14 protein-coding genes are annotated in these 14,846 nt (G+C 41.2%); 6 read left to right on the forward strand and 8 right to left on the reverse strand.

Annotated elements, in window-relative coordinates; all coding sequences use genetic code 11:
* Positions 1–27 precede the first annotated feature (27 nt).
* Complete coding sequence (locus BN161_RS11955) at positions 28–240, reverse strand: hypothetical protein (RefSeq protein ID WP_007218925.1); 213 nt, start codon at positions 238–240, stop codon at positions 28–30.
* 159 nt (positions 241–399) lie between these two features.
* Complete coding sequence (locus BN161_RS11960) at positions 400–2,073, reverse strand: long-chain fatty acid--CoA ligase (RefSeq protein WP_044266377.1); 1,674 nt, start codon at positions 2,071–2,073, stop codon at positions 400–402.
* Between the two features lie 86 nt (positions 2,074–2,159).
* Between BN161_RS11960 and mtaB the strand changes: the two genes are divergently transcribed.
* From mtaB to BN161_RS11980, 4 genes are read left to right on the forward strand one after another with little or no spacing between them, the layout of a single operon-like run.
* Complete coding sequence (gene mtaB, locus BN161_RS11965) at positions 2,160–3,479, forward strand: tRNA (N(6)-L-threonylcarbamoyladenosine(37)-C(2))-methylthiotransferase MtaB (RefSeq protein WP_044266380.1); 1,320 nt, start codon at positions 2,160–2,162, stop codon at positions 3,477–3,479.
* A 17-nt stretch (positions 3,480–3,496) separates the two neighbouring features.
* Positions 3,497–4,399 (forward strand): lysophospholipid acyltransferase family protein, encoded by a 903-nt coding sequence (locus BN161_RS11970; RefSeq protein ID WP_044266383.1) that lies wholly within the window; start codon positions 3,497–3,499, stop codon positions 4,397–4,399.
* Entirely contained in the window at positions 4,392–5,408 is a 1,017-nt protein-coding gene (locus tag BN161_RS11975) for a glycosyltransferase family 2 protein (RefSeq protein ID WP_044266386.1), read from the forward strand. Before BN161_RS11970 ends, BN161_RS11975 begins: the two co-directional genes overlap by 8 nt.
* Before the next feature lie 45 nt (positions 5,409–5,453).
* Complete coding sequence (locus tag BN161_RS11980) at positions 5,454–5,975, forward strand: methylglyoxal synthase (RefSeq protein WP_044266388.1); 522 nt, start codon at positions 5,454–5,456, stop codon at positions 5,973–5,975.
* A 189-nt stretch (positions 5,976–6,164) separates the two neighbouring features.
* Here BN161_RS11980 and BN161_RS11985 read toward each other — a convergent pair whose 3' ends face one another.
* From BN161_RS11985 to folB, 6 genes are all read right to left on the reverse strand, one after another.
* A complete protein-coding gene (locus tag BN161_RS11985) occupies positions 6,165–6,806 on the reverse strand; it encodes a porin family protein (protein WP_074435129.1) in 642 nt (213 codons plus the stop codon).
* Between the two features lie 257 nt (positions 6,807–7,063).
* Positions 7,064–8,020, reverse strand: coding sequence for a DUF4848 domain-containing protein (locus tag BN161_RS11995; protein WP_044266394.1), 957 nt, complete (start codon positions 8,018–8,020; stop codon positions 7,064–7,066).
* An 82-nt stretch (positions 8,021–8,102) separates the two neighbouring features.
* Entirely contained in the window at positions 8,103–8,486 is a 384-nt protein-coding gene (locus BN161_RS12000; RefSeq protein ID WP_044266397.1) for a DUF3244 domain-containing protein, read from the reverse strand.
* Between the two features lie 124 nt (positions 8,487–8,610).
* Positions 8,611–10,314 carry a tetratricopeptide repeat protein gene (locus tag BN161_RS12005; RefSeq protein ID WP_044266399.1) on the reverse strand — a complete coding sequence of 568 codons (1,704 nt, stop codon included), beginning with the start codon at positions 10,312–10,314 and terminating at the stop codon, positions 8,611–8,613.
* 1,041 nt (positions 10,315–11,355) lie between these two features.
* Positions 11,356–12,477 (reverse strand): ATP-binding protein, encoded by a 1,122-nt coding sequence (locus tag BN161_RS12010; RefSeq protein ID WP_044266400.1) that lies wholly within the window; start codon positions 12,475–12,477, stop codon positions 11,356–11,358.
* A 241-nt stretch (positions 12,478–12,718) separates the two neighbouring features.
* Positions 12,719–13,081, reverse strand: a complete 363-nt coding sequence (folB, locus tag BN161_RS12015; RefSeq protein ID WP_044266468.1) for a dihydroneopterin aldolase — start codon at positions 13,079–13,081, stop codon at positions 12,719–12,721.
* A gap of 100 nt (positions 13,082–13,181) precedes the next feature.
* Here folB and BN161_RS12020 point away from each other — a divergent pair, with 100 nt between their 5' ends.
* Positions 13,182–14,414 (forward strand): S41 family peptidase, encoded by a 1,233-nt coding sequence (locus BN161_RS12020; RefSeq protein ID WP_244436478.1) that lies wholly within the window; start codon positions 13,182–13,184, stop codon positions 14,412–14,414.
* The gene (locus tag BN161_RS30500; protein ID WP_244436479.1) at positions 14,401–14,811 is read left to right on the forward strand and encodes a hypothetical protein; all 411 of its coding nucleotides are present in this window, start codon (positions 14,401–14,403) and stop codon (positions 14,809–14,811) included. The genes BN161_RS12020 and BN161_RS30500 overlap by 14 nt, the downstream gene beginning before the upstream one ends.
* Positions 14,812–14,846 lie beyond the last annotated feature (35 nt).

Consider the following 14,846-nt stretch of genomic DNA (forward strand, 5'->3'; position numbering starts at 1 on the left):
CAATTCTCTCAGTGTGTTGTTCTGAAATTATTCAGCTACAACTGCTGCGCTATCTACTGCTACAGTATCAGCTGCTGCGGCTGCCTCAGCTGCTGCGGCTGCTGCTTCTTCTACTGCTGCGATTGAATCAGCAATACGGATAGAATCTGCTGCTGCTTTTTCAGCGTCAGCTTGTTTGTTACCACAAGATGCGAAAGATACTGCTACGATAGCTACAGCCATCAAAACTAATTTTTTCATTTTCTTTGCTTTTTAAAAACGTAATACAATCAATTGCTTTATTAAAACGTTGCAAAGGTATGTACTTTTTCGATATGTTGTTCTCCAAATCCCAACTTTTTTTATGTTTTTTTTGGAGGTTAGCCCCTTTTGACTACTTTTTGTATGTTTAATAACATACTAATCTTCTGCAATACTGTTATATAAGTAGCGTTTGATGCTCCTTTTAGGAGTTTTCTCAAACTCGGTAGGATAGAGCTGAATCTGGCTGACTTTCTCGTAACTGGCCACACTGCTATTCAGGTTCTTCAAGTTCTCGTTCATGATGGTTTTGAGGTTTTCCTCTTGGTTCAGTCCCAGGGAATCCAAAGCTTCGTAATCTGCATAGACTAAAGCTACCAGTTTTTTATTGCGTTCGATAACAAGACTTTCTAGTACGAAAGGCAGGTTGTTGAGCCGTGCCTCGATTTCTTCGGGGAAGATGTTTTGTCCGCTGGAACTCAGGATCATGGTCTTACTGCGGCCACGAATATAAAGGTTTCCTTTTTCATCCAGTTTACCCAAGTCACCGGTACGTAGCCAGCCGTCTTCGGTGAAGACTTCTTTAGTGGCTTCCGGATTCTTATAATAACCTGTCATTACATTTTCGCCGCGTACCTGGATTTCACCGATTTCTACCTCCGGATTTTCTTTGTAGATACGGGCTTCCATGATGTCGAGCACTCGCCCGGAAGAAGTCGGGATGAATTCGTTCCAGGGAGCGTAACTGATTAACGGCGCACACTCCGTCATGCCATAGCCGATGGTGAACGGGAACTTGATGCGATGGAAGAATTCTTCCACTTCCGGGTTCATGGCAGCACCGCCGATAATGACTTCTTTGAAACGTCCGCCCAGAGCATCTATCAGTTTCTTCCGGATTTGCCCATAGATTTGTCCGTCGAGCAAAGGAATGCTGAGCGCCCATTTCATTGTCTTTTTATTTATGATGGGCTGAATGACATTCTTATAGATTTTCTCGATAACGAGTGGCACGGTAATAATCAAGCTGGGTTTTACCTCTTCAAAGGCTTTCATCAGAATCTTTGGAGAGGGGACTTTGCCCAAAAGTGTGACGTGAGTACCCACGGCAGTAGCCGTAAGAAAGTCGAAAGCGCAACCGTAGGCGTGAGCCAAGGGTAAGAAGGAGAGTACTTTATCTCCCTTTTTCAATAATTCGGTGCGGATACCGAAAGTGACATTTCCTGCGAGATTGTTTCCTGTCAGCATCACGCCCTTACTGAAACCGGTGGTGCCCGAGGTATAGTTCAGCAGCATTACCTTATCATTGGAAAGAGTGGTATACTGCACGTCTTCCCGGTGGAAACCTTTCGGGTAAGTTATGTGCATTTCTTCATCCAGGTGTTTGAGGAAACGATTGATTGTTTCACCGTCGCGCTGATGCAGGCAACGGAAATCGGAAAGGGAGAATACGGCACGCAATCCGGTCAGGCGTTCTTCTTCCAGATGTTCCCAGATGGAATCGCTCGTAAAGAGGAAAACAGACTCGGAGTGGTTGACGATATGATGTACATCATTCGGATTAAAATCCTGAAGAATGGGAACAACGATAGCTCCGTAAGTGATGGTGGCCATATAAGCGATGCACCAACGGGCATTGTTCTTACCGATAATAGCAATTTTGTCGCCCCGGCGCAGACTGCAATGTTTGAATAGCAAGTGCAATTTAGCTATCTCTTGCGCCACTTGTCCATAGGAATAACTCTCGTCTTCACCGTAATCGGTATAGCAAGGAAGGTCCCAGTTTTCACGGAAACTCTGCTCGTAGAGTTTGATAAAGTTCTCTTGTATCATTGCACGAAAATTGATGATTTGTGCAAAAGTAGGAAAAATCTAATAATTATATGTAACTTTGTAGCAGAAATGTGTTTAGAATAGATATGATTGATACCAATATATTTCAAGATAAGACAGCGGTTTACTATACATTAGGTTGTAAGTTGAACTTCTCGGAAACCTCTACTATCGGTAAGATTTTGCGGGATGCAGGTGTGCGTACGGCACGTAAAGGGGAGAAAGCGGACATCTGTGTGGTGAACACTTGCTCGGTGACGGAAGTGGCGGATAAGAAATGCCGCCAGGCTATCCATCGCCTGGTGAAGCAGCATCCGGGGGCTTTCGTGGTTGTGACCGGATGTTATGCCCAGTTGAAACCCGAAACCGTTGCAAAGATTGAGGGGGTGGATGTGGTGCTTGGTGCCGAACAGAAAAAAGACTTGCTTCAATATCTCGGCAACCTGCAAAAGAATGAGTCGGGAGAAGCTTATGCTTCGGCGCTGAAAGATATCCATTCGTTTGCACCGTCCTGCTCACGTGGCGACCGTACCCGCTATTTCCTGAAAGTACAGGATGGTTGCGATTATTTCTGCTCCTACTGCACTATTCCTTTCGCCCGCGGGCGGAGTCGCAACGGAACAATTGCATCCATGGTGGAACAAGCGCGCCAGGCAGCAGCTGAGGGAGGAAAGGAAATTGTGCTGACAGGTGTCAATATCGGGGATTTCGGTAAAACCACCGGAGAAACTTTCTTCGATCTGGTGAAGGCGCTGGATGAGGTGGAAGGTATCGAACGTTACCGTATTTCCTCCATAGAGCCCAATTTGCTGACTGATGAGATTATAGAATTTGTTTCTCATTCCCGCAGTTTCATGCCTCATTTCCATATTCCGTTGCAGTCCGGTAGTGACGAAGTGCTGAAGCTGATGCGCCGACGATATGATACGGAACTTTTCGCTTCCAAAGTGCGGAAAGTGAAAGAAGTGATGCCCGATGCCTTTATCGGCGTGGATGTGATTGTGGGTACACGTGGTGAAACGGATGAATATTTTGAGCAGGCCTACGAATTTATCAAAAGCCTGGATGTGACCCAGCTTCATGTGTTTAGCTACTCCGAACGTCCGGGTACGCAGGCATTAAAGATAGACCATGTGGTAACTCCCGAGGAAAAACACCGTCGGAGTCAGCGCCTGTTGGAACTTTCGGACGAAAAGACGCATGCATTCTATGCCCGTCATATCGGACAAACCCTGCCTGTGTTGTTGGAACGTTCCAAGCCGGGAACTCCTATGCATGGCTTCACTGCTAACTATATCCGGGTGGAGGTTCCCCACAATGATACATTGGATAATCAGGTGGTGTCTGTTCGTTTAGGCGATTTTAATGAAGACGGAACCGCATTGCAGGGAACTGTGCTATTATAATAAGGTATAAGAAAAGTATGAAATCGAAACTTGTCTACTGGCTGACTTACGCCGGCATGTGGCTTTTGGCTTTGCTTCCTTTCCGGGCACTTTATATCTTGTCCGATGGGTTTTATTTTCTGATGCGTCATTTGGTGCATTACCGTCGGAAGGTAGTTCGTAAGAATCTGAAGAACTCTTTTCCCGAAAAATCCAAGGCTGAACTGCGCGAGATTGAGCGTGAGTTTTATCACTATATCTGCGACTACATGCTGGAAGAAATAAAGATGATGCGTATGTCGTTCGAAGATCTTTCCCGCCGTATGGAATATGGTAATACTGAAGAATATCTCGGCATGCTTGAAAAACATGGAGGCATTGTTGTACTCATTCCTCATTATGCCAATTTTGAGTGGCTGACGGCGATGGGAGCCTTCATGAAGCCGGAAGATGTACCCTTGCAAGTGTATAAACCTTTGCGAAACAAATATATGGATGAAATGTTTAAGATCATCCGTGCCCGTCATGGCGGCTATAATGTACCGAAACATTCCACTGCCCGCGAAGTGATCCGGTTGCGTCGTGAAGGGAAGCATGTAGTGATCGGACTGATTACCGATCAGTCTCCCAATCGCAATGAAGCCCATCACTGGACTACTTTCCTGAATCAGGATACCGTGTTTATGGATGGTGGTGAACGTATTGCCAGAATGATGAATTATCCTGTTTTTTATTGCGAATTGGAAAAACAGGGTAGAGGATATTGCAAAGCATACTTTGATCTGTTGACTGAAACCCCGAAGCAAACTGCCGAGGGAGAAATAACCGAACTATTTGTGCGTCGCTTGGAGCAAACCATTCGCCGTGCTCCTGCTTATTGGTTCTGGTCGCATAAACGGTGGAAACTCACACGGGAAGATTTGAAGAAACAACATGAATAAGATAGCAGTTGTCATATTAAACTGGAACGGGTGCGATATGCTCCGCTCGTTTCTTCCTTCCGTAGTACGCTTTTCCGAGGCGGACGGTGCGGCAGTGTATGTTGCTGATAATGGTTCTACGGATGCATCTGTTGATATGCTTTGTCGTGAATTCCTTACCGTCCGATTGATTCTGTTGGAAGAAAATCAAGGTTTCGCTGATGGTTATAATATGGCATTGCAAGAGGTCGATGCCGAGTATGTAGTACTTCTCAATTCAGATGTGGAAGTGACGGAACATTGGCTTCAGCCACTGATTGGCTATATGGATGCTCATCCTGAAGCAGCGGCTTGCCAGCCGAAGATACGCAGTTGGAGGCGGAAGGAGATGTTCGAGTATGCCGGTGCGGCGGGCGGTTTTCTTGATCGTTACGGTTATCCGTTCTGTCGCGGTCGGATTATGGGTGTGGTAGAAGAGGATAAGGGACAATACGACACTATCATTCCCGTCTTTTGGGCTACAGGTGCAGCTTTGTTTATCCGCTTGAAAGATTATCGTGAAGCCGGTGGACTGGATGGACGTTTTTTTGCCCACATGGAAGAGATCGATCTTTGCTGGCGGCTTCGTGCACGTGGCCGGCAGATTGCCTGTGTGCCGCAAAGTGTGGTTTACCATGTAGGCGGTGCTACGCTGAAGAAAGAAAATCCCCGAAAGACTTTCCTTAATTTTCGTAATAATCTTGTCATGCTCTACAAGAACCTGCCATCCCGGGATTTTGCTTCCGTGATGCGTACCCGTGCAGTTCTTGACTATATAGCTGCATTGAGTTTTATACTTAAACTACAGTTCCCCAATGCATTGGCAGTGCTTCGTGCACGGCGTGAATATCGTTTGTTACGTTCTTCTTTTACTCCTGCACGTGAAGAGAACCTGAAAAAAACTTCCCTTTCCGTGATACCGGAATGGACAAAAAGCAGTATCTTGGCGCAGTATTATTTACGTGGAAAGAAATTTTTCTCGCAATTATAGCTTTTTCTTTTTACCGATTGTTTATTATTTAAACGGTATTGGCTTATGATAAAATTAGTTAGAAAGATTGGATTGGTGGCGCACGACGCCATGAAGAAAGACCTCATCGAGTGGGTTCTCTGGAACTCCGAATTGCTTATGGGGCACAAGTTTTACTGTACAGGTACTACGGGAACTCTTATTCTTGAGGCTCTTAAGGAAAAGCATCCCGATGTTGAGTGGGATTTTACCATTCTGAAATCCGGTCCCCTGGGTGGTGATCAGCAAATGGGATCCCGCATTGTGGATGGCGAGATTGATTATCTTTTTTTCTTCACTGATCCTATGACGTTGCAGCCGCACGATACGGATGTGAAAGCGCTGACTCGTCTTGCCGGTGTTGAGAATATCGTTTTCTGCTGTAATCGCAGTACGGCAGACCATATTATTTCAAGCCCGCTATTCGTTGATCCAACGTATGAACGCACTATTCCAGATTACACCGGCTACACCAAACGATTTGAAAACAAACCGGTGGTTGCCGAGGCTGTGGAATCTGCAAAAAAGCGGAAGAAAAAGAGAGGATAAAGTAAGTTCTCCGATAAGAATAAAAAAGGGGAGAAGGACTTCACATCGGAAAGTCCTTCCCCCCTTTTCTATGTGAAGCTTTCGGATAGTTATAACAAAAATAAGGACGACTTTCTGTATATATCATGTTTTTTGCAGAGTTAATTCCGCAAAAAACATGATATATCGGGATTTGGGATTGAAGTGTGTTTACAATATATATCCCAAAGAGAAAGTGAAACTTCTATTTTTGTATGTATAGTCTTTAGCTTTAGATACATTCATTAAACTCCAATCAGCTCCGAATGAGAGTTGAAAATGTTTTGCATACTCTACGCCCACATTGAATCCGCATCCCCAATCGAATCTTTTGTACCCATATTCGCCACTGAAAATGTCACTTTCAGTGTGAAACTTCTTCCCGTCTCTATAAGATTTCTCTTTGCCCCACAATGCTACTCCGGCATATGGACCTACATTGGCGAAAAGTGAAACCGATTTACTGCATTCTATTTTATATCCTATATGGATAGGAACAACTAAATAGTTGAGATTCTCTGTAAAATACCTTCCATTAGTTCCGTATTCATACTTGTAACCTTTTGCGGACAGATGTAATCCGAATTCGGTATAAAAACCTTTTGTAACGGACGGTATTCCTAGTTCTCCTTTGGCTCCCAAGAGAAGTCCTGCTTGGCATTGGGGTTCTATGTCTCCCATAGGTTTACTTAAATTGACACCGCCAGTAAAGCCGTATCTGAAATTTTGTGCGTACGATAATGAAGATATCATACACAGTAGGCAAATTGTAGCGAATAGTTTTCTCATCATGAATAAAGTTTTTGTTTTCATCTTGAACTTGTTTTATTGGTTTATGGCGGCAAAGGTAGAGTAATAAAATAGTCTAGAAATATATTTAATTAGACTTTTCTCTTTACTTTCTTTTGTTAGTTAAGCTTTCATTTTTAACTCTCTTTGTTCGCCAGGTTTACTAATAAATTAAAAATATCATGGTTTTTACGAATTTTGCTCCGTAAAAACCATAGTATTGAGTATGTTTTCGGAAATCTATGATTATATTCTCATTTATTTCCTGAAGTGAGTTTTATTTATGGTATATATACAGTAAAATCTACGTTTCCAACTTCTCCTTCGCAACATCCGGTTGTGAAATTTCTGAATGCACATTTTACATTTCTCTTGCTGTATTGTCTTGCATTTATTGCAACTGGCTCTTTTTTAGGGCTACTACTACCATTATTTGCTAACGAAATATGAACATGACCTCCTTCTACCCATAAGTCTGCTTCATAGTTTGTAGGGTGTCTTCTGCTCCATAGTTTCTTTTTTTTCTGTGAGGCAGCTCGTACCATAAAAATATTGCCATATTCGTCAATACCAAGGCTAATATCACTTCTATATTTCCCTTTCTTAATTGTTACACCAAGCACATCTCCCACAAGTGCTTTCCATGTAGGATTAGTAGACGGGACTCCAGCGCGCGTACTTACACTCATTGCGTCTTGTTTATAATTCGGCACATCGTTATTCGGTGCAATGACTTCATTACCTATAATCAGATAGCCTTGATTACTACCCAAGAGTTCGAGTTTAGCATCTGTAAAAGGAAGATACGGAGATAAATCATACGTATTTTCTGTATTAAAGAGGTATGTATCCTCATATTTATCTTTGAATTCCTTGTATGCTTCAAGAAAAGCATTGTCATCTTCAATATCGAAAATTTTGTCTAACTCGTCATCAGCTTCTTTTAACGATGAGTAAGCACCTTTAAATCCCAAATCATTGAAGAATGCTTCCTTCTGTTCCAGACTCATTTCTTGCAGTTTATTCAAAGTCTCTTGGTAAACATTGTAATCTTTAAATCTCAAAACAGCTTGGTTCTCTACGTTACTGGATCTTGTCGTGTTGCCATTGTTGATAAAGTCGTTTAAACTCACCACTTCCAAGTCTTTGGAATTACTTGTGTTTTCTAATGTTTCATCATTAGAGCACGAAATGCATAATAGTAGTAATGCAATAGAAATAATACTTTTAAATTTCATTTTTAGTTATTTAATTGGTTAATGTATATAATTGATTTCTCATCGTTTAGTTAGTGAGAATCAATTTATCGTTATTGATAAATTAAATCTCTTCTTGTGTGATTTCTCCTGTTATATCCATAGCGGGTGAAGTTATCTCTATAGTATAGGGATAAGTTTCCGGTACAGGAATACTCACTGTCTTTCCTTCATAAATGGAGGTTTGTGTTTCAGAAATAACCGTCTTTCCATTCTTATCAGTCACGTAAATGTCTGCTTCCTCTAAAGAGGATTGGAAAGTAATAATTAAGGTATTATCTACTTCATCAGCGGTTAGGTTAAAAAATAAAGGGCTGCGAGTGGTAGCTTTTTCTTGAAAACTAATAATATGGGCCTTCACTTTGTGCCGATGTCTTTTGTATGGCATTGCATTCACTGGTATAATGAATAATACCGATAATAGAATCAATAATACTTTTGTTTTCATTTCTATATTTAATTAATTGTTTACGGCTGCAAAGTTAGGGCAAACAATTATCATAAATGCATTTTTGTAATCACACTATAGAAATGTAATGTATTGATAAATAGGAAGATAATAAAAGTGGTAATCACATCTTGCTTTCTTCTTCAATCATTCTTTCTTTTATTCTATATTTTTTCTGATTGAGAGGATGTGTATCGCTATAACCAAAGCAAATAGCGATGGATTGCGAATCAAGAGAGGTTTCCTGCAAACAGAGGTATAATAAATCGCTTTCTGTCAATTTGGAATATTTTTCTTGAAGGAAAGATATGTAATCATGGTATATTTCAAATATGGTCTTTTTTAATTGTTCTTGCTCGGCTGTGGTCAACACTTTCATTGCTTTTTTATTCGAAACAGCTTGTTTTGAAAGAGTAATCACTCTCTTATAAATATTGCTTTGCTCCAATAACCAGTTAAGTAGTCGTTGCTTTTCTTTCTTTAAGTCAGCTATACTTTGCTCTCTTTCTTCTATTTGCCTTTTTTTATTTTCTTGTTCTTGCTTTAAGTTATTCTGCTCTTGGTGTAATAAGTCAATTATTAATTGATTATTTTCAATTGTACCTTGTAGAGAAGATAATTTATTCTGTGTTTGCTCTAATGATTGTTTGTATTGGAGTTGAATACGTTTCTTTCGATTAATACGATTTTGATAGACAAGTATAATTAGGAGGCTAATTAGTATAAAGCCTGCGGCAGTGCTTCGTACAATGCGATTTCCTTTTATTTGTTCCTCTCTTACTCTCATTTTAGTGTTGTATTCATAAATCAACTGTTGTATTTCAGTTGACTGCTCCATGTAATATAGAGAATCTATGATGGCGGCATGTTCTTCTAAATAAATATTTGCTGTCTTGTAATCTCCGTTTTCTTTTTCAAGGTTGTATAAATTATTTAAACATGTAGACTTGCCTTCAATAGATAATCCTTCTAGGCTTTTATTCAAATAATGACGGGCTGAGTCTTTATTTCCTCCTGTTTTAAAAATTAAATATCCTAGATTACTATAATAATTTCCATGATTCTCCTTTTTAGGTAGTTCTTTAAGGGCACTTTGTGCATAAAATAAGGCAGAATCAAGTTCATCAAAACTATCAAACTCCAAACTTAAATTGTGCTTAGACATTGCAATCTGTAGAGAATCTCCCGAAGAGATAGCATAATTTAGTGCTTTATGCTGGAACATGAGTGTGGAGTCCTTTTCATCTATTAAGCAGTAATATGTACTAATATTGTTGAGGGCTATTGATTTATCCAGCTCTGTGATGGAACATTGATACATAGCTTCGTACATTTCTATAGCTTCGTCATAATATCCGGCATCAAAGTAGAGATTTCCTAATGAGCTGAGGAACAGGCTTTTGGTTTTAAGCTCTTTCGGAAAATTTTGTATGATGGTCAATCCTTCCTGAAGATATGAGATAGCTTCTTTTTCCTCTTCCATTTCTACCGCCAGTCTTCCTTTATAAAGCAACGCTACTGCTTTTTCTTTCTCGTCATCGTCATAATACTCTAATGCTACATTCAGCAGTGAGTCGCAAGGTAGCAGAGATTGTTTGCATTTATCCGTTGCACGTGCAAGTAGCAGTGCATAACGCGCGCATTCATTGTCGGAAAGTTCTTCTATTTCTTCCGGCGGTAAATCCAATAATCGGAGTACACTGTCGGGATGTTCCTCCATCAATGCATCGGCATGTGAGAATAAAGTTTCTGTTTCGCTTTTGTGTGAACAGGAAAAGACTAGTAATAAAATGGTAAATACCGTTGCTGTTATTTTTAGGTTTGTCATAAGGTAGGTTGCTTTGTCGGCAGCAAAGGTATGAATAATTATTTATATAAGTAGTCAATCAGAATTAATTCGTAGTATAAATGGGAATTTAGCGAAGCGGAGCTTCGTAATTATAAATTATGAATTACCATGCTGTATTATAATTGAGATAGTACTGCTTGTCATTTGACTCATTACCGCCCCGAAAGAGAGAAACTACGCATATCCGTAATGACACTATTATATTAGTATTCATAGCAGAATAACACAGCATTCTTCTTTTTCCTGACTTACGCCTTTTTACAAATTTACGTTCCAGAGAATTTTGTAAATAAAGAAAGGATAATAATGCACCACTATTGCATATTCTTTCGCTTTTCGGTGCAGTTTATGCAGAAAGGATTACTACTTCCGGGTGAAAGGGTTACTACATTTAGGCAAAAGGGTTACGGCATTTGGGTAAAAGGGTTACTACATTTGGGCAAAAGGGTTACGGCATTCTGAAAATGTACTTATTTGCATCTGGTTTAGGGTTATAAGTGTGCTGTTTAGGGAGCATTTCATTCTAAAATAAATGTAGTGATTTCGATATCCATCTTATAGTCTGCCACTTATCATTTTTTAGTGGCGTATTTTCAATTTTGCGGGCATCGACACGGAAATACGGCGCTCTCAGCAGGCTAAAAATGCAAAGTGACAGAATGAAAGTATTACAATAGGGGATAATCGGCAGAGTATGATTTTGCTCGTTTCTGTAGGGTTTTGAGGTAAATATTTATTTAGTGAGTCGCATCCAAGTCCGCATCGGGGGATGCTCCCATAATAACAGAGGTACATTCCCATAACGACTGAACCTATTTCCCATAACGACAGAAAGCATTTCCCATAACGACTGAATGAGCGTTCCACTACGACTGAGCAAGGTGGAACACCAACCATTCATCCAGTCAGCAACTTACGTATTCCTTCATGAGGATGACTTAGCTCTGGTTTTACACATTCCTGACGGCTAAAGAAGTATTTGCCGGTAGTTACTTCTGTAATAACCGGCGGTAGGTGATGTTACAATAGAAACTCCTCTACATTATCTCGTGTGATAACTTTGAATGTGGCGTTCGGGTAACTGTTAGTGAATGTTTTTGGAACTTTGGCGATTCTCTTGGGATTCCATTTAAACTCATAAGCTGTCAGTTGCCCGTTGCCTTCTTCGATGAAGTCAATTTCCTGCATGGCAGTAGTGCGCCAAAACCATGTATTATACCACAGGTGGTGGTAATGCAAGAACTTCATTCGTTCCGATACTACAAAGTTTTCGAATAAGGCTCCGATATCGGGACGGGTTTCGGCTAATGCAAAATTGGCGATGACTGCGTTGCGGATGCCATTGTCATAGAAGTATATTTTTCGGCTACTCTTTAACTCGTTTCTTAAATTCCGGCTGAAAGAACCTAAACGGAAGATGATATATGACTGTTCCAGTAGAATTATATAGCGTTCCACCGTCTTTGGGTCTAAATCACATAGTTGCCCTAACTCATTGTATGAAACTTCTGAACCCAACTGGAAAGCAAGGGCTTGCAATAGTTTCACTATTTTATCGGCTTTTTTGATGTGTTCCCAGTCTAAAATATCTTTATATAAATAACTGTCGGAAAGTTGTTTCAGTATTTCGATTTCCGTGCCGGGATGATTCACTACGTCCGGGTAATATCCATATACCAGTCGGTGGGGAAGTAGTCTTTTTTCGTCCATAAGTCCGTGAACATTTACCATCTCTTCAAAGGAGAGGGGATACATTTTATATTCCCATTTCCTTCCGGTCAGCGGTTCATTGATTTTGTTGGCGAGGTCGAAGGAAGAACTTCCGGTCGCTATCAGTTGTATGCCAGGCAGTTGGTCGGTGATGAGTTTGAGTCTTATTCCGATGTCTTCGATGCGTTGTGCTTCGTCAATGATAACGGTTTTTTTATTTCCGAAGATATACTTCAGGCGGGTTGCTGAAATACTCTCAAAAAGTGCACGGGTATCTTGTTCGTCTCCGTTGAGCCATAATACATCTTCTTTTCCTTTGAATAAGTGTTTTAACAAGGTCGTTTTACCTACCTGGCGTGCTCCCATAATGATGATTGCTTTATCTTGCCCCAACTTATTCCGGATACTTTCTTCTAATATTCTTGTTATCATACTCTTATAGCTTTATTTATGAAAACAAAGATAATAGATAATAAACGTAAATCCAAAAATATCATGTTTTTTACGGATTTCATTCCGTAAAAAACATGATATTTTTGGATTTGAGAACGTCCTTTTCACCGTTTACCTTATTGTTTTCAACCCACTCTTCCTTAATCTTTGCTGTTTTGTCCGGGTGATACACTGCAGAGTGATATTTGTATACAAAGCATTTCTTGCGAAATAATTCAGCTTAAGTTCTCTCGCAGTGCACCTCCACCCCTGCCGCATCCATATCCGCTCCCATAGGCGGATTGCGCTTGGCAAGTTTCAGCTCAATACCCTTGATAGCAGGGAATGTACGGAACAACCGTTTCACGATCCGCCCGCAAACATGCTCCAACAGTTTGGATGGAATCTCCATTTCGGACTTCACATTTTCGTATACATCGGCATAGCTCACGGTATGCGTCACGTCGTCCGTTTCGGCTGCACGGGCAATATTGACTTTCAACCTCAGGTTAATGACAAATTCATTACCCACTATGCGTTCTTGTTCACCTACGCCGTGATAGGCAAAGAATCGGACATTTTCAAGGAATATATAACTGTTCATAATCAATATAGAATAATCGATGCGCAACAAAAATAAGAATAACCTGCCAGCAAACAAAGAAAACAGGTATATTTGTGGCAACAACTAAAAAAGACAAGACATGAAACACTTGTATTGCTTTCTTTTGTTCGCCTTCGTCTGCGTTTCTCTCCCGGCACAGGACAAGGTAAATGGCGACTCTCTTGCAACCGATTTCCGGTATCTGGTGAAGCAACTTGAAGTCACGCATCCCGATCCGTACACAGGTTTCGGTGGAAAGGTTTTCTTCCATAAACAAGCATTCGAGTTGGAGAATGAGTTGCGAAGTCAGCCCCACACCCTTCAGCAATTCTGGAATAAGTCGATGGCTTTCCTTTCTTCCATTCAGGATGGGCACACTTATCTTCGTCCTCTTGCACCCAAGCAGCAACAGCAACAACGTTTTCAACTTCTTGGTTTGAGGTGTATTCCCGACGGGGTGATTGTGCAAACGCTTCCGGCTTCGCATAAAGATTTATTGGGTAGTCTTCTTGTTGAAATCAACGACAAGAGCCTGGACGAGCTGTTAGCGCGTACGGCTAATCTTTTTGCGTGCGAGAATCAATATAACCGTTATTCTATTTTCTGTCGCCATGTATCGGGAGAGCAATTCTTGCGACAATTGTTACCGGATTTGGAAGATACGATTTCTCTCAATCTGCGTATGCCGGACGGAAAGGAGGTAATTCTTGAATTGCCTTTTATGGAAAGAGCCGAACTGGAAAAGGTTGAAAAAGCAAGTCTGCCGTCTTGGGACGGATGCCCTACCGAACAAATGGCTTATCGCTACATTGACGAGCAGCAGCAGGTGATGATGTTCAAGGTAAACAGCATAATGGCGCGTGATAACTTTGAATATATGTACCAGTATATGAAGGGTGATTTGCTTCGGCAGCTTGGATTCTATTATCAGCAGGTTTTGAAAACAGAAATGCCTGCGGACACTTTACAAGCCATCCGCGAATTACCTTCGTTCTCGGGAACCTTTGGTGCGATGCTGAAAGAGATGAAAAAGAATCATTCGGAATATCTCATTATCGACCTTCGCGGCAATAGCGGCGGCTGGACTCCCATTGTCCTTGCCACTTTGTATCAGCTTTATGGTGATAGATATTTGCAGACGGATATGAAGACTGAATATTACCGGATTGTTTCTCCTCTCTATATGAATAAGTTGGAGACAACTCTGGAGGAATTCAATAAAAAGCGCGGAACTCATTATGCTTTCGGTGATTACACCTTTAGTGAGGAAGAAGAGGATGATGCTACTCCGCTCGATACTTTGCGGCAGCAGTTCATAGATGGATGTAAGTAGTGTGAAGGAAGAGTTGCGCGCGCAGCAGGGTGCTCCGGTGTATACTCCAAAGCAGATTTTTGTGGTGACGGACGAGCGGACTTTCAGTGCTGCATTTCACTATGCTTTTATGTTGTGGAAGATGGGCGCCACAGTGGTAGGCATTCCCAGCGGTCAGGCTCCGAATACTTTTATGGAGCAGACGCTTTTCAAACTACCTTATACCGGAGTGGAAGGGTCTATTTCTAATTCGATGCAGATATTCCTATCGGGAAAGGATAAGCGTGCAAAGACTTTCTGGCCGGACATGATGCTAACCTATGATGAGTATAAAAAGTATAGTTTTGATAAACAAGCGGAAATCCTCTTTTTGCAGGAAAAAACAGGAAAGCTTGAAGGTGATTTGCGTTCCCGCTAAGCATAATAGTAACCTGTTGAGGGCGTTGTAGATCC

Source organism: Bacteroides timonensis, from assembly GCF_000513195.1.
Lineage (GTDB): Bacteria > Bacteroidota > Bacteroidia > Bacteroidales > Bacteroidaceae > Bacteroides > Bacteroides timonensis.

Bases quoted from the DNA above. Each gene is read 5' to 3' on its own strand.
- BN161_RS11955 (WP_007218925.1), bottom strand. From the start codon at position 240: ATGAAAAAATTAGTTTTGATGGCTGTAGCTATCGTAGCAGTATCTTTC.
- BN161_RS11960 (WP_044266377.1), bottom strand. From the start codon at position 2,073: ATGATACAAGAGAACTTTATCAAACTCTACGAGCAGAGTTTCCGTGAA.
- mtaB (WP_044266380.1), top strand. From the start codon at position 2,160: ATGATTGATACCAATATATTTCAAGATAAGACAGCGGTTTACTATACA.
- BN161_RS11970 (WP_044266383.1), top strand. From the start codon at position 3,497: ATGAAATCGAAACTTGTCTACTGGCTGACTTACGCCGGCATGTGGCTT.
- BN161_RS11975 (WP_044266386.1), top strand. From the start codon at position 4,392: ATGAATAAGATAGCAGTTGTCATATTAAACTGGAACGGGTGCGATATG.
- BN161_RS11980 (WP_044266388.1), top strand. From the start codon at position 5,454: ATGATAAAATTAGTTAGAAAGATTGGATTGGTGGCGCACGACGCCATG.
- BN161_RS11985 (WP_074435129.1), bottom strand. From the start codon at position 6,806: ATGAAAACAAAAACTTTATTCATGATGAGAAAACTATTCGCTACAATT.
- BN161_RS11995 (WP_044266394.1), bottom strand. From the start codon at position 8,020: ATGAAATTTAAAAGTATTATTTCTATTGCATTACTACTATTATGCATT.
- BN161_RS12000 (WP_044266397.1), bottom strand. From the start codon at position 8,486: ATGAAAACAAAAGTATTATTGATTCTATTATCGGTATTATTCATTATA.
- BN161_RS12005 (WP_044266399.1), bottom strand. From the start codon at position 10,314: ATGACAAACCTAAAAATAACAGCAACGGTATTTACCATTTTATTACTA.
- BN161_RS12010 (WP_044266400.1), bottom strand. From the start codon at position 12,477: ATGATAACAAGAATATTAGAAGAAAGTATCCGGAATAAGTTGGGGCAA.
- folB (WP_044266468.1), bottom strand. From the start codon at position 13,081: ATGAACAGTTATATATTCCTTGAAAATGTCCGATTCTTTGCCTATCAC.
- BN161_RS12020 (WP_244436478.1), top strand. From the start codon at position 13,182: ATGAAACACTTGTATTGCTTTCTTTTGTTCGCCTTCGTCTGCGTTTCT.
- BN161_RS30500 (WP_244436479.1), top strand. From the start codon at position 14,401: ATGGATGTAAGTAGTGTGAAGGAAGAGTTGCGCGCGCAGCAGGGTGCT.